The sequence below is a fragment of the Cognatundibacterium curvum genome (assembly GCF_014284235.1).
Taxonomy (GTDB): Bacteria; Pseudomonadota; Gammaproteobacteria; order Burkholderiales; family Burkholderiaceae_D; genus Undibacterium; species Undibacterium curvum.
Genome location: NZ_JACOGD010000003.1, coordinates 60342 through 76021, shown reverse-complemented (window position 1 = coordinate 76021; position 15680 = coordinate 60342). Strand labels below are relative to the sequence as shown.

General features: G+C 53.7%; 9 protein-coding genes. 1 reads left to right on the top strand and 8 read right to left on the bottom strand.

What is annotated here, in order from left to right; translation table 11 throughout:
• Positions 1 to 4: 4 nt before the first annotated feature.
• Positions 5 to 1312, bottom strand: coding sequence for a TolC family protein (locus H8K43_RS06490; RefSeq protein WP_186903095.1), 1308 nt, complete (start codon positions 1310 to 1312; stop codon positions 5 to 7).
• Positions 1313 to 1571: 259 nt separating this feature from the next.
• Here H8K43_RS06490 and H8K43_RS06485 point away from each other — a divergent pair, with 259 nt between their 5' ends.
• Positions 1572 to 3368: a PHA/PHB synthase family protein gene (locus H8K43_RS06485; protein WP_186903094.1), complete on the top strand. Its 1797-nt coding sequence runs from the start codon at positions 1572 to 1574 to the stop codon at positions 3366 to 3368.
• Positions 3369 to 3493: 125 nt separating this feature from the next.
• On the opposite strand, the gene H8K43_RS06480 is transcribed toward H8K43_RS06485, so the two are convergent.
• The 7 genes from H8K43_RS06480 to dnaE form a co-directional block, all read right to left on the bottom strand.
• Positions 3494 to 4438 carry a DUF808 domain-containing protein gene (locus H8K43_RS06480; protein ID WP_186903093.1) on the bottom strand — a complete coding sequence of 315 codons (945 nt, stop codon included), beginning with the start codon at positions 4436 to 4438 and terminating at the stop codon, positions 3494 to 3496.
• 106 nt (positions 4439 to 4544) lie between these two features.
• The gene (locus tag H8K43_RS06475) at positions 4545 to 6605 is read right to left on the bottom strand and encodes a diguanylate cyclase domain-containing protein (RefSeq protein ID WP_186903092.1); all 2061 of its coding nucleotides are present in this window, start codon (positions 6603 to 6605) and stop codon (positions 4545 to 4547) included.
• Between the two features lie 134 nt (positions 6606 to 6739).
• Positions 6740 to 7333, bottom strand: a complete 594-nt coding sequence (locus H8K43_RS06470; protein ID WP_186903091.1) for a Crp/Fnr family transcriptional regulator — start codon at positions 7331 to 7333, stop codon at positions 6740 to 6742.
• The gene (gene waaF / locus H8K43_RS06465) at positions 7326 to 8378 is read right to left on the bottom strand and encodes a lipopolysaccharide heptosyltransferase II (protein ID WP_186903090.1); all 1053 of its coding nucleotides are present in this window, start codon (positions 8376 to 8378) and stop codon (positions 7326 to 7328) included. Before waaF ends, H8K43_RS06470 begins: the two co-directional genes overlap by 8 nt.
• A 78-nt stretch (positions 8379 to 8456) precedes the next feature.
• A complete protein-coding gene (gene msbA, locus H8K43_RS06460; protein WP_186903089.1) occupies positions 8457 to 10205 on the bottom strand; it encodes a lipid A export permease/ATP-binding protein MsbA in 1749 nt (582 codons plus the stop codon).
• A 222-nt stretch (positions 10206 to 10427) separates the two neighbouring features.
• A complete protein-coding gene (locus H8K43_RS06455; RefSeq protein ID WP_186903088.1) occupies positions 10428 to 11759 on the bottom strand; it encodes an O-antigen ligase family protein in 1332 nt (443 codons plus the stop codon).
• Positions 11752 to 15270, bottom strand: coding sequence for a DNA polymerase III subunit alpha (gene dnaE, locus H8K43_RS06450; protein ID WP_186903087.1), 3519 nt, complete (start codon positions 15268 to 15270; stop codon positions 11752 to 11754). Before dnaE ends, H8K43_RS06455 begins: the two co-directional genes overlap by 8 nt.
• Between the last annotated feature and the right edge of the window lie 410 nt (positions 15271 to 15680).

Sequence of the window (15680 nt, the reverse complement as noted above, 5' to 3'; positions counted from 1 at the left end):
AGATTTATTGGTGGTGAGCAGCCAGCATGCCGGCTGCATAGAGCAGTTGCAGGCGTGCCAGTTCATGGTCGTAAATGGCGTTATCGCGGTTGGAATAGGCTTGCAGACGGCGCGTCTCGGCATCCAGTACATCGCTGTTCGGTGCCAGCCCTGAGCGGTAGCGTTCACGTGCCAGATTCAGCACTTCATCAGCCTGTTCAACCGCAGTCGCCACCAGCCCCAGCCTTTGCCGGGTTTCCTGCTGATTCATCCAGGCCTGTCTGACTTGCAGCTGGATTTTTTCCTGATTATCTTGCGCCAGTTCAGCCACAGCGCGGGCGTTGGCGGACAATTGCGAAGATTGCTGGCGTACCTGACCGCCATCAAACAACTCCCACTTCATCACCAGCCCGGCCCACCAGCCCTTATCCTGCGCCAGATAACGGTTCTCCAGTTTGTTATAACCGGCACTCACGCCTAACTGCGGCAAGTGGCTGGCTTTCACGCTGGCGGCCTGATGCTGCAAAGCCTGCGACTGTTGACGCAGCGCCTGCAATTCAGGACGCTGCTCTTGCGCGGCCAGCAAATAGGCGCTCAGACTCTGATGCAGATCACGCCGCTCATTGCCGGGATCGGTGACCAGATCCTGCAACTCAACCTTGTCATCATAGGCACGGCCCAGCCAGCGGTTGTAGGCGGCACGCGCCAGCGACAAACCATTCTCTGCCTGCAATTGCCACTGCAAAGCATTGGCCAGTGCGACTTCGGTGGCCAGCACATCATGTCTGGCCACATAACCGCGTTCATGTAAAGCCTGCACATCAGCGCGATGTTTTTGCATGGCCTGTACATGGCTGTGGCTGACCTGCAGCGCATGCTCTGCGCGCAATACCTGCACATAGGATTGTGCAATTGCGAGTTTCAGTTCGCTGTAAGTCAGCCGGGTCTGAGCGATACTGACCTGCTGTTGTGCTTCCGCCGCCGCCACGCCTTGCGCGATGCGGCCACTGGTGAACAAGGGAGCACTGACGGTCACGCCGCCGAAATAACTGGCATCCTGCGCAAATGGCAGCGATGCGCCTTTGAGCATAGGCAGTGCCGGAATACTGATCTTGGCAGCCGGTTCGCTTTCTGTGCGCAGATAGCCCGCTTCCAGCGCCAGCTTAGGAAAGTAAGTCGCTTTGGCGGCTGCCAGTTGGGCTTCGGCTGCCTCCTGTCTGGCGCTGGAAGACGCGAGTAAATGATCGCGTTTTAAACCCTGCTCCCAGGCTTGTTGCAGGCTTTCTGCAGCGTTCGCCAGCGGGCTCAGCAGCAGGCCATTGATGCAGATCAAACCAGCTGCAATTAGGTGCGTAGCGCCGTCATTACGGCGATTTTCAGCGCAACAATGCGACGCGGGCCTTTTGTGCGGCAGCGCAAAATATTGTCGGATTCTGTCTGTTCGCAGAGTGAAAACGGAGTTTTTCATGAGACTATCCAGGAATGTTTTTTACAGTGTATTGCTGCAAATGCACTATCCAATTGATTCGAATCAATCGTGATCACTGCCAGGTTCGCCACAATGAAACCACAGCACGAAACCGGAGCCCACCATGAATCAGCCCTCTTCAACTGCGCCATCCACACCTGCCCAGCCCGACAGCATTTGCTATCTGACCCGGGAGCAGTCGGTACATCCGCTAGATTTAGCCTTGCACAATCAACTCGCGCAATGGACTGGCGGTATTTCACCGGCCAGCGTGATCCTGGCCTGGCTGGACTGGGGCTTACATCTGTCCTTCGCACCGGGCAAGCAAATGGAGTTACAGCGCTTGTGGCAACAGCAAATGGCGGAGTGGCCTTTATTCCTGGGCCAGGCACTGCAGAACAGCACGACTCAGCCCGAGGCGGGCGACGATAAACGCTACAGCCACACTGGCTGGTCAGCCTGGCCCTACAACGCGCTGGCGAAAAGTTTTTTGCAGAATCAGGCATGGTGGGACAGCGCAACCACAGGCGTGCGTGGCGTACAAAGCCATCATGAAAACGTCGTCAGCTTTATGGCGCGCCAGTGGCTGGATGTCCTGTCGCCAGTCAACTACCCGGCACTCAATCCTGAAGTGCTGGAGACGGCCCGCAATACCCAGGGCACCAGCCTGCAGCATGGCATGCAGCACTGGATGCATGATGTGGCCGAGGCCGTACAACAAAAACTGCAAGCAGACGCCAAAGTACAGGATTTACCTTACCAGCCTGGACGCGATGTGGCGCTCACGGAAGGCAATGTGGTATTCCGCAATCAACTGATAGAACTGATCCACTACCGGCCACTTAGCCCAAACACCTATGCCGAGCCGGTGCTGATTGTTCCATCCTGGATCATGAAGTTTTACATCCTGGATCTGTCGCCGCATAATTCCATGGTGCGCTATCTGTTGGAACAGGGACATCAGGTATTCATGATTTCCTGGAAAAATCCGGATGCGGCTGATCGTGATCTGGGCATGAATGATTATCTGGAATCCGGCTTATTTGCAGCATTACAGCAAGTCAGCGAAATAACTCAGCACGCAGCGATCCATGCGACCGGCTATTGTCTGGGCGGCACCCTGCTCGCCATTGGTGCAGCTGCACTGGCGAAACGGCAATCCGATAACTATGCCCCCAAACTGGCCAGCATCAGTCTGCTGGCGGCACAGACTGATTTCAGCGAACCTGGCGAACTCGGCTTATTCATTGACGAAAGCCAGCTCGCCATGTTGGATGCATTGATGTGGAAGCAGGGTTATCTGGATGGGAAGCAAATGGGGGCCTCTTTCCAGCTATTGAATTCACGCGATCTGATCTGGTCGCGCATCATGCGCCACTACATGCTGGGTGAAGAAGATACGACGAATGATCTGATGTCCTGGAATGCCGATACCACCCGTATGCCTTACCGTATGCACAGCGAGTATTTGCAGCATCTGTTCCTGCACAATGATCTGGCGCAGGGACGCTATTTGTATGAAGGGCAGCCGCTGCATCTGCAGGACATACAGGTGCCGCTGTATGTGGTGGGCACGGTCAAAGATCATGTCTCACCCTGGAAATCCGTCTTTAAAATTCATCAGCTGACCGACACCACCGTCGATTTCATCCTCGCCTCCGGTGGGCATAATGCGGGTATCATCTCTGAACCCGGTCATGCACATCGCAGCTATCAGTTGGGTGCAACCAGCACGCATGGTGCGATCAAACCCGATGCAGAAAGCTGGTTGAAAACTGCAGAAACGGTAACGGGCTCATGGTGGGAACACTGGCATCTGTGGCTCGCGAAAAACAGCAGCGCAGCAAAGTCAGCAGCACAACAAGCCGATACCGCAGCCAGTCTGGGCGCAGCACCTGGCACTTATGTGATGATGCGCTGACTGGGTAATGAAAAAAAGGGAGTCGCTCACATGAGGACTCCCCTTTTTTTGATTTGCGTTTTATTTGCGTTTGATTTGCGTTTGATTTGCGTTTGATTTGCGTTTATATACGCGAAACTCAATCTTCAGGCACGGCGGCTACGGATTTTACTCACAATACTTACCCCGGCTAATACCAGCGCACCGGCAACCACACCCAGCACAGTATCAAAACTCATAGGAGTGATCGCCGCCAACAGCTGACCGCCCGGTAAGCCTTGCGCGATATGGCTCAGCTCTTCGCTCCAGTGATGGGCAAATGGCAGGCCATGGGTCAGGATACCGCCGCCGACCATAAACATCGCGACCGTACCGATCACCGTCAGCGATTTCATCAGCAAAGGAGCGAAGGCCAGCAAACCGCTACCGACCAGCTTTTGTAGGCTGCCCAGTCCACCAGGAGCGGCGTGACGCTGCAGATACAAACCCATATCGTCGAGCTTCACAATCGCTGCTACCAGGCCATAGACGCCGACTGTCATCACGACTGCGATCAGCGACAGCACTGTCAGTTGCGACATGAAGGGCGCAGTTGCAACCGTACCCAGCGTGATAATCATGATCTCAGCACTGAGCACAAAATCGGTGCGGATCGCGCCTTTGATTTTTTCTTTTTCCAGCGCCAGAATATCCAGATCTTCTCTGGCCACGGCCGCCAGTAATTCATCCTGCTCCTGCTGCTCTTCTGCATCGGTATGCAAAAATGAATGCGCAATTTTTTCAAAGCCTTCATAGCACAGATAAGCGCCGCCTATCATGAGTAAAGGCATTACCGCCCAGGGTGCGAGTGCGTTGAACAACAAGGCCAGTGGCAACAGGATCAGCTTATTCCGTATCGAGCCCACTGCCACTGCCCACACCACCGGCAATTCACGCGCAGCGCGCACACCTGAGACTTGCTCTGCATTCAGCGCCAGGTCATCACCGAGTACGCCAGAAGTTTTCTTTGCCGCGATTTTTGTCATGGCAGCGACGTCGTCTAATACGGTCGCAATATCATCAAACAAAGTCAATAAACTGGCACCAGCCATAAAACGCTTTCAAAAATAAATTAACTTACAAAAATTCAACCATCATGCGATGGCGATGCGATCGCCAGCCCTGATGCCACTGTTTCTGGATATTTTACCTGGTGAATTACAGCCCGGAAGAAGCTGGCATGGCACGGGTTTCTGTCTCAGCCAGCAGATAATTATCCTGCATTTGAGCCTCAAAAATGCGGACCGCATTGCGCCCACCCGCTTTAGCATGGTACATCGCGATATCAGCAGCCCGCGATAAAGTGCGCTCATCTTCACCATGATGCGGGAACAGGGCGACACCGATACTGGCAGTGATCTCATGCTGTACACCGGAAAGCTCAAACGGAATACTGAGCGCATGACAGATTTTTGTCGCCAATTGCTCAGCCACCGTGACCGACCCTATGTCCATCATCAGGCCGACAAATTCATCACCGCCTATGCGACCTATGGTATCGGATTCGCGCAACAATTCAGACATGCGGCGCGCAGCCTCCTGCAAAATCGCATCGCCCACCGCATGGCCGTAATTATCATTGATCGGTTTAAATCTATCCAGATCGATGAACATCAATGCCAGCTGGCTTTGCTGACGACGCGCCAAACTCAGACCGTACTGCACCCGCTCGAAAAATAACACCCGGTTCGGCAAATTGGTCAGGCTGTCATGATGTGCCATATGGGCGAGTTTTTCATCAGCCCGCTTACGTTCAGTGATGTCGCGTTTTACCGCTACAAAATGGGTGGTTTCACCATGCTGATTAAGTACCGGCGCGATCAATGCCTCTTCCCAGTAAATTTGGCCAGACTTGCGACGGTTAATTAGTTCGCCTGACCACAGCTTACCCTGATTCAGATTCGCCCACATCGACGCATAGGTCTGCGGGCTGGTGAAACCGGATTGCAGCAGCTTAGGTGTTTTCCCAAAGACTTCTTCCGCGCTATAGCCGGTTTCCTTAGAAAACTGTGGATTCACATATTCAATACGGGTATCCGGGCCGGTAATCAGCACCGATGCCGGGCTGTTTTCGACTGCCATCGACAGTAACTTTAAGCGTAGCGACTGTTCTTTTAACTCCTGCATACTCAGGGCCAGACGGCGATTCACGCTATAGATGTACAAGGCGATCGCGGCTACACCGGACGCAATTAATAAAGTCAGCCCTATCCACACATATAGCAGGCGATTATTGTGTTCTTGCGGTGCCTGGTACAGAAAATCATCACTGGTGTAGCCCTCAGGCAGCATGCCCATACTGGCATAGGTATCCGCAATATGACGCCAGCGCCCCGGATGCATATAGCCGATCGCGACTAAATCCGTCCTTAACAAAGCCTGCATCTGTTGTGCCTCAAACTGCAAAGCCGCCTGGGCTTGCGGACTCGCAAATCGTTCCGGATAGCTGTGCAAGATCAGTGCAATAATTTCTGCAGGATGCGCCATCGCATATTCCCAGCCGCGCAGACTGGCGTCCCGAAAAGCTTGCACACGCTCAGGATGCTGTTTGATTTCCTGTTCCGAGGTGAACAGATTGTCGCCATAAAAATCGATACCCATAGAGCGTGGCGTGTAGATCTGATAATCGACATGCGACTGATTCAGATAGAAGGGTTCATTGGTGACATAGGCAGACATGACATCCACTTTGCCATCAATAAAATCCTGAGTGGAAAAACTGTGATCGACTGTTTTCATGGTCGCATCCGGGATACCGATACTGCGCAGGTAGGCGATCAGTTCGTCAGACTGCGGCTCCAGCATTAAACGCTTACCACTCAAGTCATGGACGGTTTGCAAATCAGATTTTTTTCGCGCAATCAGAATTTGCGGCGAATGCTGGAAAATCACAGCCAGCGCAACGACCGGTTTGCCCGCCTTTCTTTCCAATAGCAGGCTGCTGGTACCGACCCCAAACTGGGCACGTCCACTGACGACTTCATCTATTACATTCAAGCCGCTTGCCTGCGGACTCACTTCCCGCACATCGACTTCAAGACCAGCCTGTTGATAGTAACCCTGCTGTTGCGCGGCATAATAGCCAGCGAATTGAAATGCATGCGTCCATTTCAATTGCAAAACCACTTTTTCCAAAGCATGCGCTTCCCCGGTCAGCATCGGAGACAATTGACTGGCTATGCACAGAAGACACAGCAGCACACGAAATTTCAAGCTCATAGCAAACACCCAGGGCAAGCACAGCCGCGGAAAAAGGTGAAGCAGGGTTCAGGGAGGATAAAAATTTAAAGGTTTATAATGATTCTGTCATCTATTGTACAACAATACCAGAAAAAATCCGGTGCTAAAACCACTCAGCCATGCAAGCGCTTACGTATCCGGCTCAGCGCTTCTGGCGTCACCCCCAGATAATGGGCAAGATCACGCAATTGCACGCGTGCAGCCACCTCGGGATAGTGCTGCAAAAATGACAGATAGCGCGCATCCGGCGTCATGGTCAGTAATTCGCGCTCGCGTTGTTCTTTTCTGACTATATGCGATTCCAGCAAGCCACGGATTGCTTTTTGCCATTCGGGATAAGTCTCTGCCAGCGATTTCAGCAGCGCATAATCGACCTGCTCGATCTGACTGTCTTCGATCGCGGTCACAAAAAAATCTGTTTTCAAGCCACTGATGAGCACATTCGGACAGGCAAAAAAACCTGCTTCACCAATAAAGGACTTAATCCACTCCTGCCCGTTTTCGGACAGATAGGTCAGTTTAAAAATTCCTTTACGGACCACATACACATAGGGCTGCCATTCGCCCGCAGAAAATACTTGCTGGCCTTTCTGGATTTTTCTAAGGCTGACCGCCTGTTGCAACTGTGCGCCAGCCGGTAAGGCACAGCCAGCGGCCTGCTCCATCAGACGCAATAGCTGGCATTTTTCCTGCACGGCTTCAGTCATGTGCACTCCCTGACTGCAGTATCTGCTCTAAAGGCTGCCATACCTGAGCCGGTAACAGCTTTTGCATACAATCCTGATGACCGAGCGGACACACGCGCTGGCGGCAAGGTGCGCAATCCAGGCGCAGAGAGAAAGAATGCGCGACGCTGGAAAATGGCGGCGCATGATCGGGATCGGTCGGGCCATAAATCGCCAGTACCGGCCGGTTAAATGCAGAAGCGATATGCAGCAAGCCGGAATCATTACTGACCACGGCCGTTGCCGCTGCGATCAGCGCGACCGCTTGGTACAGACTGGTTGTACCCGCCAGTTGTTTCACCTGCGGTGCCAGCGCTGCGATGCGATTGCAGACTTCGACATCTTTGCCAGACCCTAGTAATACGACTTGAGCTTCCTTGTCGCTCTGCTGTATCTGCTGCGCCAGCGTCGCAAAGTGTTGTTCCGGCCAGCGCTTGGCCGGGCCAAATTCTGCTCCGGGTGCCATCACGATGATGGACTGACTGGCGTCCAGTTTGAGTTCAGCCAATACTGCGGTGATACGCTCTGCATCCAGCGTCAGCTTAGGTTTAGGCAGTTGCGCAGGCAATTCCGGTACGGGTGGAAAAGCCAGAGCCGCATAAAACGGCACCATGGGACGCGGCTGCAGTTTATCGTCAAAATGCATGCGGTTGATCAGGCCATAACGGCTTTCGCCACGATAGCCGACGCGCAGCGGGATACCCGCCATCCAGGGGATCAGCGCAAATTTAATCGTATTCGGTAATACATAGGCTGCGCTATAGCCACGCGCGCGCAATTGCTGCGCAAAACGCCAACGCTCTTTCAGTTGCAAAGCCCCATGCTGAAACGGCGTTTGTATGATCTCATTCACTTCTGCCATCGCGCGCAATACCGGCGCAACCCAGGCTGGTGCCAGCACATCGATGATGGCATCGGGCTGCTGCTGTCTGAGTAGCTGCAATAAGGGCTGCGCCATCACGGCATCACCTATCCAGTTCGGAGCGATCACCAGCAGACGCGGGGCAAGACTGAGTTTCTGTTTCATGCTGCTACATACAGTATGCGCCTGGCAGCGCTCTGCATACTGGCCAGGTGCATCCTGATCTCCCATTGATTGATCTTGTCAGGCTGCAAATTGTAAGCGATGCAGGTTGGCATACACAGCTTCTTTTTTCAGTAACTCAGCGTGAGTGCCTACTTCAACGATCTGCCCCTCTACCATCACAGCGATACGACTCGCGCGTTCTATGGTCGACAGGCGGTGAGCAATCACTAAGGTAGTACGGCCCTGCATCAGCTCATCCAGCGCGGCCTGTACGGCGCGTTCGGATTCGCTGTCCAGCGCAGAGGTGGCCTCATCCAAAATCAGGATAGGCGCATCTTTGTAAATCGCGCGCGCAATCGCCAGACGCTGACGCTGGCCACCGGATAAACGCATGCCGTTATCACCGATGCGGGTCTGTAAACCTTCCGGTAATTCCGCCACCACTTCGGTCAGATGCGCAGCCCTGACCGCATTATCGATTCTGGCTTGATCCGGAGCCGCATCACCATAGGCGATATTGGCGGCGATACTGTCATCAAACAGCACCACATTCTGACTGACCATGGCGATCTGGCTGCGCAGGCTATCAAGCGCGATATCCGATAAGGCGATTCCATCGAGCAGTATGCGGCCCTGAGTCGGCGCATAAAAACGCGGCACCAGATTCACCAGCGAAGTTTTACCACCACCCGACATACCGACCAGCGCGATCGTTTCTCCCGCCTGTACATCCAGATCGATATGCTTCAAGGCTTCCTGCTCTTGTCCTGCATAGCTGAAGCCAACTTGCTCGAAACGCAGCGCGCCCTGGGCACGCTGAGGCAGACGCTGTCCAGCCATGTCTTCACCTGCGGTATCGACCATGCCAAATACCGATTCTGCCGCCGCCATACCGCGCTGCATAGGGCCATTCAGGTCAGCCAGTTTTTTTAAAGGCGTCAGCAACATCAGCATCGCGGTAATGAATTCCACAAAATCGCCTACCGTCGTCACATCCGCCCGGCTTTGTATCAGCGCCAGTACGATCACAATAGAAATCGCGACCGATGCCAGTAACTGCGTGAGTGGCGTGGTAAAGGCCACCGCCACTGTGGTTTTCAGCGCGTAGTTGCCAAGTGTGCCGTTCTTGTCTTCAAAGCGCTGCTGCTCATACTGTTGTCCGCCGAAGATACGTATCACCTGATGGGCGCGGGTACTTTCCTCTATCACCTGCGTCAGTTCACCATTCAAATCCAGCTGCTGCTGGTTCAGACGGCGTAAGCGTTTACTGACAGAGCGCACCAGCAAAGAAATGCCAGGAATCAGAATCAGCGTGACCAGGGTCAGCTTCCAGTTCAGCCAGATCAGATACGACATCAGCGCCAGCACCGTCAAGGAGTCACGGAACAAGGTGGTGATCGAGACCTTAATCATTTCCACGATTTGCTGCGCTTCGAACATGATGGTGTTGATGATGCGGCCGCTGGATTCTTTGTGATAGAAGCCGACCGGTACCTGCATCAGCTTGCGAAATACCTGGGCACGTAAATCATTGAGCAAATTAATCGCGATGCGGCTCATCAGATAACTGGTGATGAAAGTACAGATGCCACGGAACAGAAAAATCCCGATTAAACCGACCGGTACATACCAGATATGGAATTCCTTTGCCGGGACTCCTGCGCGCGTATGAAAGCCGTTATCCAGCAAATAGCCTAGCCCACGTGGCAACGCAACTTCAGTCAGTGCCGTTCCTATCATGGTCAGCACAGTCAGAAACAAGTAAGCCTTGTACTGCCACAATGCTTGCCACAGGCGGGTAGTAATCGATTTATTGAGTGTTGCCATAATGTGTAAACCCTGAGAAGGCTGCTATTCAACGCGATCCGGACAGCAAGTGAAGCGCAAAAATCTGCTTCACCAATGCGTCACAGGATAGCGCGCGCTGCAGCCTTCCTGAAAAAATAAAAGACGGGGCGCTGCCCCGTCACCTGAATTCTGTTTTTATCTGCGTTCCCGTTTGCTGCTGCGTTCCCGTTTGCTGCTGCGTTTCCAGGCTGGTGTTCAGCCTCAGGCCGGTCGCTTCGCACCGGCCAACAACACCGCCAACAACACCAGAAAAGCCATCGCAAACACGCCATCGCGCAGGATCGCATTAAACGCTGCACCACAAACCATACTAAGCGTCAGCATCGCCAGCGGCACCGCCAGCCTACGCTGATCTGACGCTGCACTGCGGCTAAACTGCCAGGCCAGGCGCGCCTGCTGCGCATAAATCAGCAACAAGGCCAGCATGCCCAGCACACCGGTTTCAGTCAGATACAACAGGTAATCGCTATGTGGCGTCGTCATAGTGGCACTGGACAAGCCTTGCGCACGTTCACGATACAAGGGCATCCAGCTGCCTATGCCGTGACCGCTCCATGGTGCTTCCGCAATCAAACCTGAGGTGACACGATACAGCTCAGTACGCATGCCATCATCATCGCCACTACGTCTGCCCTCAGAAAAATCCCGTATCTGCTGCAGAGTACAGACGCTGCGCAAACGCACTTTTTCCCAAGGTGCAGCCTGCACCGTATTCACTACACAGCTGGGCGGACGTGGCTGACTCAGCGCATATTGCCACAGACCAATAGCTGCCAGCAATGGTAAGGCCGCAATCAGCAGGCTGCGCCAATTCCAGCGCAGGCGACTCAGCATCATCAATAACAGCATCAGCACCCAGATCACCAGCGCGGTACGGGTTTTGGACAATAAAAGCATCACTGCCGTGATAAACAAAAACTGCAGCCATTGCGCAGCACTGTTTTTCTGTCTGGCCACCAGCCCGCATAACAGCCAGCCACTCGCGATAGCAAGCAACATACCGAGCAGAATAGATTTATTGCCGAGGTAGAGCACATAGCTGCGGAACAAAGGCACAGCGGGCAGCAGTTGCAGACCGGAGAGTACAAACAAAAAAGCTGCCAGCGTGGCACCGCCGAAAAACACGTTCAACGCCCTGCTCTGCCAGGCACCGGCCTGCAAAGTCAGAAAGGGCAACAGGAACAGGTAGGTCTGGTAATGCCCAAACGCGGGCCAGAATTCCTGCTGTACCCCGTCCGGCTTCCCGTGCAGCACAGCCACCACCGCGGTCACCGCCGACAAACCCAGAATGGGTAACAGCATGGGATGCTGACGCAGCCGCTGCCATTTTTGTTGCCAGTTACCTGACACCAGCAGACTGACATAAAACAACACCACGCCGGTGTACATCCAGGCCACAGGAAAAAACAGCGTCAGCGGCAGCCAGACCGCGACTTGCTCAGGCCAATGGCTGCGCGCTGTCAATGGCATATTCCGAGAATCCAGCGCTTGCGGCCCATCGGCGCTGGCAGTGGTACTCAGAGGATCATGCATAATCAATATTCACGTTCTTCGCCGATAGCCATTCCGCCAGATTGGCACGCAGCGTGTCATCCGGATTCACGCGCCACTGGTCGGACAGATACAACTCTGCGCTGGCTTGCGCATTCTGGTAATTCACCACCACCGGGCAACCGTCAGGATTCAGATGTGGCTTAAGCATTTCCTGTAATTTTTTAGTGTCGGTGCTGGCATCCAGATTCAACCGCAAGCCTTGCGAGAACTGCACGCGTGCACGGCCTATGTCCATCAGCTTTTCTGCCGAGATGCGCATACCGCCTGAAAAGCGATCTTCCGATACCTTGCCCAATACCGCTAAAAACTCATCTTCTTTCAGCAGCGATTTAAACTCTTCCATCAGCTCGCTGTAGACCGTGACTTCCACCACCGCGGTGCTGTCATCCAGCGTCACCACCATCAGCTTGCCGCGCTGGGTCATCTGGGTACGTACGCCGGTGATGATGCCGCAAATCATACGCAAATCGCGCGAAGGTTCAACTTTGGCGAGTGTGGTCTTGATGAACTGGCGCACTTCCGGCGCATAGGAATCAAACAAATGCCCCGACAAATAAAAGCCCAGCGCCAGCTTCTCTTCGGTCAGGCGTTTTTTGTCGGTCCAATGCGGCACACTGATGTATTCCGGTGGCGGGATCAGATCATCATCGTCACCGAACAGGCTGACCTGATTGGCGGCCGCATCGGCCTGTTCTGCCGCTTCTATCGCGAGTGTCACAGTAGCCAGCAACACCGCACGGTCTTTGCCCAGACTATCCATAGCACCGGCACGTATCAGCGATTCTATGGTACGGCGGTTAACCTGGCGCTTATCGACGCGTTTGCAGAAATCGAATAAATCCTTGAATGGTCCGTCGGCCTCACGTGCAGCAACAATGTTTTCAATTGCATTCTGGCCTGAACCTTTGACCGCGCCCAGACCATAACGGATCTGGTTCGCTTTTTTACCTGGCTCGCCAACTGGCATAAAGCGGTAGTCAGACTGATTGATATCCGGCGGCAGCATTTTGAGCTTGCAGATATCCATCGCATCTTCAACCAGGATTTTCACCTTATCGGTATCATCCATAGCGAGCGACATATTGGCTGCCATGAACGCGGCCGGATGATGGGCTTTCAGATAAGCGGTGTGGTAAGACAGCAGCGCATACGCGGCAGCATGGGATTTGTTGAAGCCGTAACCCGCGAATTTTTCCATCAAATCGAAAATCTCGTCGGCTTTTTGCTCAGACAAACCACCCTTGGCCGCACCTTCACGGAAAATCTTACGGTGCTCCGCCATTTCCTCGGCTTTTTTCTTACCCATAGCACGACGCAGTAAGTCAGCGCCACCCAGTGAGTAGCCACCGACCACCTGCGCCATCTGCATGACCTGCTCCTGATACACCATGATGCCGTAGGTTTCAGACAAAATGCCTTCAGTACGCGGATCGGGATAATCAAATTTCTCGCCGTGCTTACGTTTGCAGAAGTCGGGAATCAGATCCATAGGACCCGGACGATACAAAGCCACCAGCGCGATAATGTCTTCAAAGCGATCTGGCCGCGCATCTTTCAGCATGCCCTGCATGCCGCGGCTTTCCAGCTGGAACACGGCCACGGTTTTGGCCTTGGTCAGTAAGTCATACGAGGCGCGGTCATCCAGCGGCAGCTTGGCCAGATCAAAGTCTTGCAGCGCCGGGTCCAGCATTTTGATGTAACGCACCGCACGGTCAAGAATAGTCAGCGTAGTCAGACCCAAAAAGTCGAACTTGACCAGACCGACCGCTTCCACGTCGTCTTTATCATATTGCGAGACCACACCAGAATCACCACCCTGGGTGTACAGCGGACAAAAATCGGTCAGCTTGCCGGGCGCAATCAACACACCACCCGCATGCATACCGATGTTACGGGTGATGCCTTCCACCTGCTGCGCCAGATCGAGCAGGGTTTTCACCTCTTCCTCGTTTTCCTGACGCTCAGCCAGCAAAGGCTCTTCGACAATCGCCTCAGCGATGGTGACTTGTTTACCCGGTTTGAAAGGAATCAGCTTAGACACGCCATCACAGAACATGTAGCCGAAGTCCAGCACACGCCCCACGTCACGGATCGCGCCTTTGGCCGCCATGGTACCGAAGGTCGCAATCTGCGACACCGCATCTTTACCGTAGCGATCTTTCACATACTGAATCACGCGGTCGCGGCCTTCCTGACAGAAATCGATATCGAAGTCGGGCATGGAAACGCGTTCAGGATTCAGGAAACGTTCGAACAGCAGGTTGTATTGCAGCGGATCGAGGTCAGTAATCAATAGCGAATACGCGACCAGCGAACCCGCACCGGAACCACGGCCCGGTCCCACCGGTACCCCATTGTTTTTGGCCCATTGAATAAAGTCTGCCACGATCAGGAAGTAACCGGGGAAACCCATCTTGATGATGGTATCGGTTTCGAACTTGAGGCGCGCTTCATAGCGTGGCCGCTCTTTTTCACGCTTCTCTTCGTTGGTGAATAAATGCTGCAAACGGAATTCCAGCCCGCGCTGCGCTTCAAACACCAGGAAATCATTCAGGCTCATGCCATCCGGCGTCGGGAAATCCGGCAACTTAGGCTTACCCAGTTCCAGCGTCAGATTGCAGCGTTTGGCGATTTCTACCGAATTTTTCAATGCTACCGGCAAATCAGCAAACAAGGTCTGCATCTCTTGCTGGGTTTTAAAACATTGCTGATCATTGAAGCGGCGCACGCGGCGGCCATTGGCGAGCATATCGCCTTCCGCGATACAGACCCGCGCCTCATGCGCAGTGAAATCGTCTTTGCTCAGGAACTGGACCGGATGAGTGGCCACCACCGGCAAGCGCAAACGGCCCGCCAGTGCGACCGCAGCGCGCACATGGTTGTCCATATTCGGCTGACCGGCACGTTGTATCTCGATATAAAAGTGGCGCGGGAAGATGCTTTCCCATTGAAGTGCCAATTGCTCGGCCAGCGCGATATTGCCATTGTCAATCGCAGTACCGACATCACCAAAATGCGCGCCGGACAAGGCGATCAGATTGCCACCTGCACCGCTGTCCTGTAATTGCTTCAGCCATTCTATGCGCAGCTCAGCGCGACCACGATGCTGATTGGTGAGCCAGGCGGTCGCCAGCAATTCGCACAACTGCAAATAGCCCTGACGGTTTTTCACCAACAGCAGCATGCGGGTAGGCTTATCGCGGTCATTATCATTACTGATCCAGACATCGCAACCGGCGATAGGCTTCATGCCCTTGCCACGCGCGGCTTTATAAAACTTCACCATACCAAATAAATTGGCCAGGTCAGTCACTGCCAGCGCAGGCTGCTTATCCTTAGCCGCCGCCTTGATCACATCGTCGATGCGCACCAAACCATCCACGATAGAATATTCTGAGTGGACACGTAAGTGCACAAATTGGGGATCGCGCGGGCCGCTGGCCTCAGGCGTCACTGCCTGGTCGGGAGAAATTATCAATTCTGTAGTCATCCCGCTATTCTACCGCGCCAAGCTGCAGTTACAGTAGTCCGGCGCAGATTTCAGCCAGCTTTCCTGGCCTGCACAGTAACAGGCTGCGACCGGCTTATTGTCAGGGCTGCACAGATAAGCTGAAATAAGCTGAAACTTAACTTTTCAATAAAATGATGCGCACTCAGTGCTGTGACTAGCCTGCCAGACGCGGCTTTACTGCGCTTTTCCCCGCCAGAAGCGCAAACAAACGCGCTTTCTGTGCTGCGCTACGGTAAAATACTTGACATCCCACTATGGGTGCATACGCCTCGCTGCGCAGGCTAAATGAGCAAAGCGCGGTCTGGGTGTGCCTCTATGTATATACGGGGGCGGCAAAACAGTTTGCTGCCATCCCTTAAAAAAATCACCGTATTAAATTAAATTTTTGA

Coding starts and splice junctions, on each gene's coding strand:
- H8K43_RS06485 (WP_186903094.1), top strand. CDS start 1,572: ATGAATCAGCCCTCTTCAACTGCGCCATCCACACCTGCCCAGCCCGAC.
- H8K43_RS06480 (WP_186903093.1), bottom strand. CDS start 4,438: ATGGCTGGTGCCAGTTTATTGACTTTGTTTGATGATATTGCGACCGTA.
- H8K43_RS06475 (WP_186903092.1), bottom strand. CDS start 6,605: ATGAGCTTGAAATTTCGTGTGCTGCTGTGTCTTCTGTGCATAGCCAGT.
- H8K43_RS06470 (WP_186903091.1), bottom strand. CDS start 7,333: ATGACTGAAGCCGTGCAGGAAAAATGCCAGCTATTGCGTCTGATGGAG.
- waaF (WP_186903090.1), bottom strand. CDS start 8,378: ATGAAACAGAAACTCAGTCTTGCCCCGCGTCTGCTGGTGATCGCTCCG.
- msbA (WP_186903089.1), bottom strand. CDS start 10,205: ATGGCAACACTCAATAAATCGATTACTACCCGCCTGTGGCAAGCATTG.
- H8K43_RS06455 (WP_186903088.1), bottom strand. CDS start 11,759: ATGCATGATCCTCTGAGTACCACTGCCAGCGCCGATGGGCCGCAAGCG.
- dnaE (WP_186903087.1), bottom strand. CDS start 15,270: ATGACTACAGAATTGATAATTTCTCCCGACCAGGCAGTGACGCCTGAG.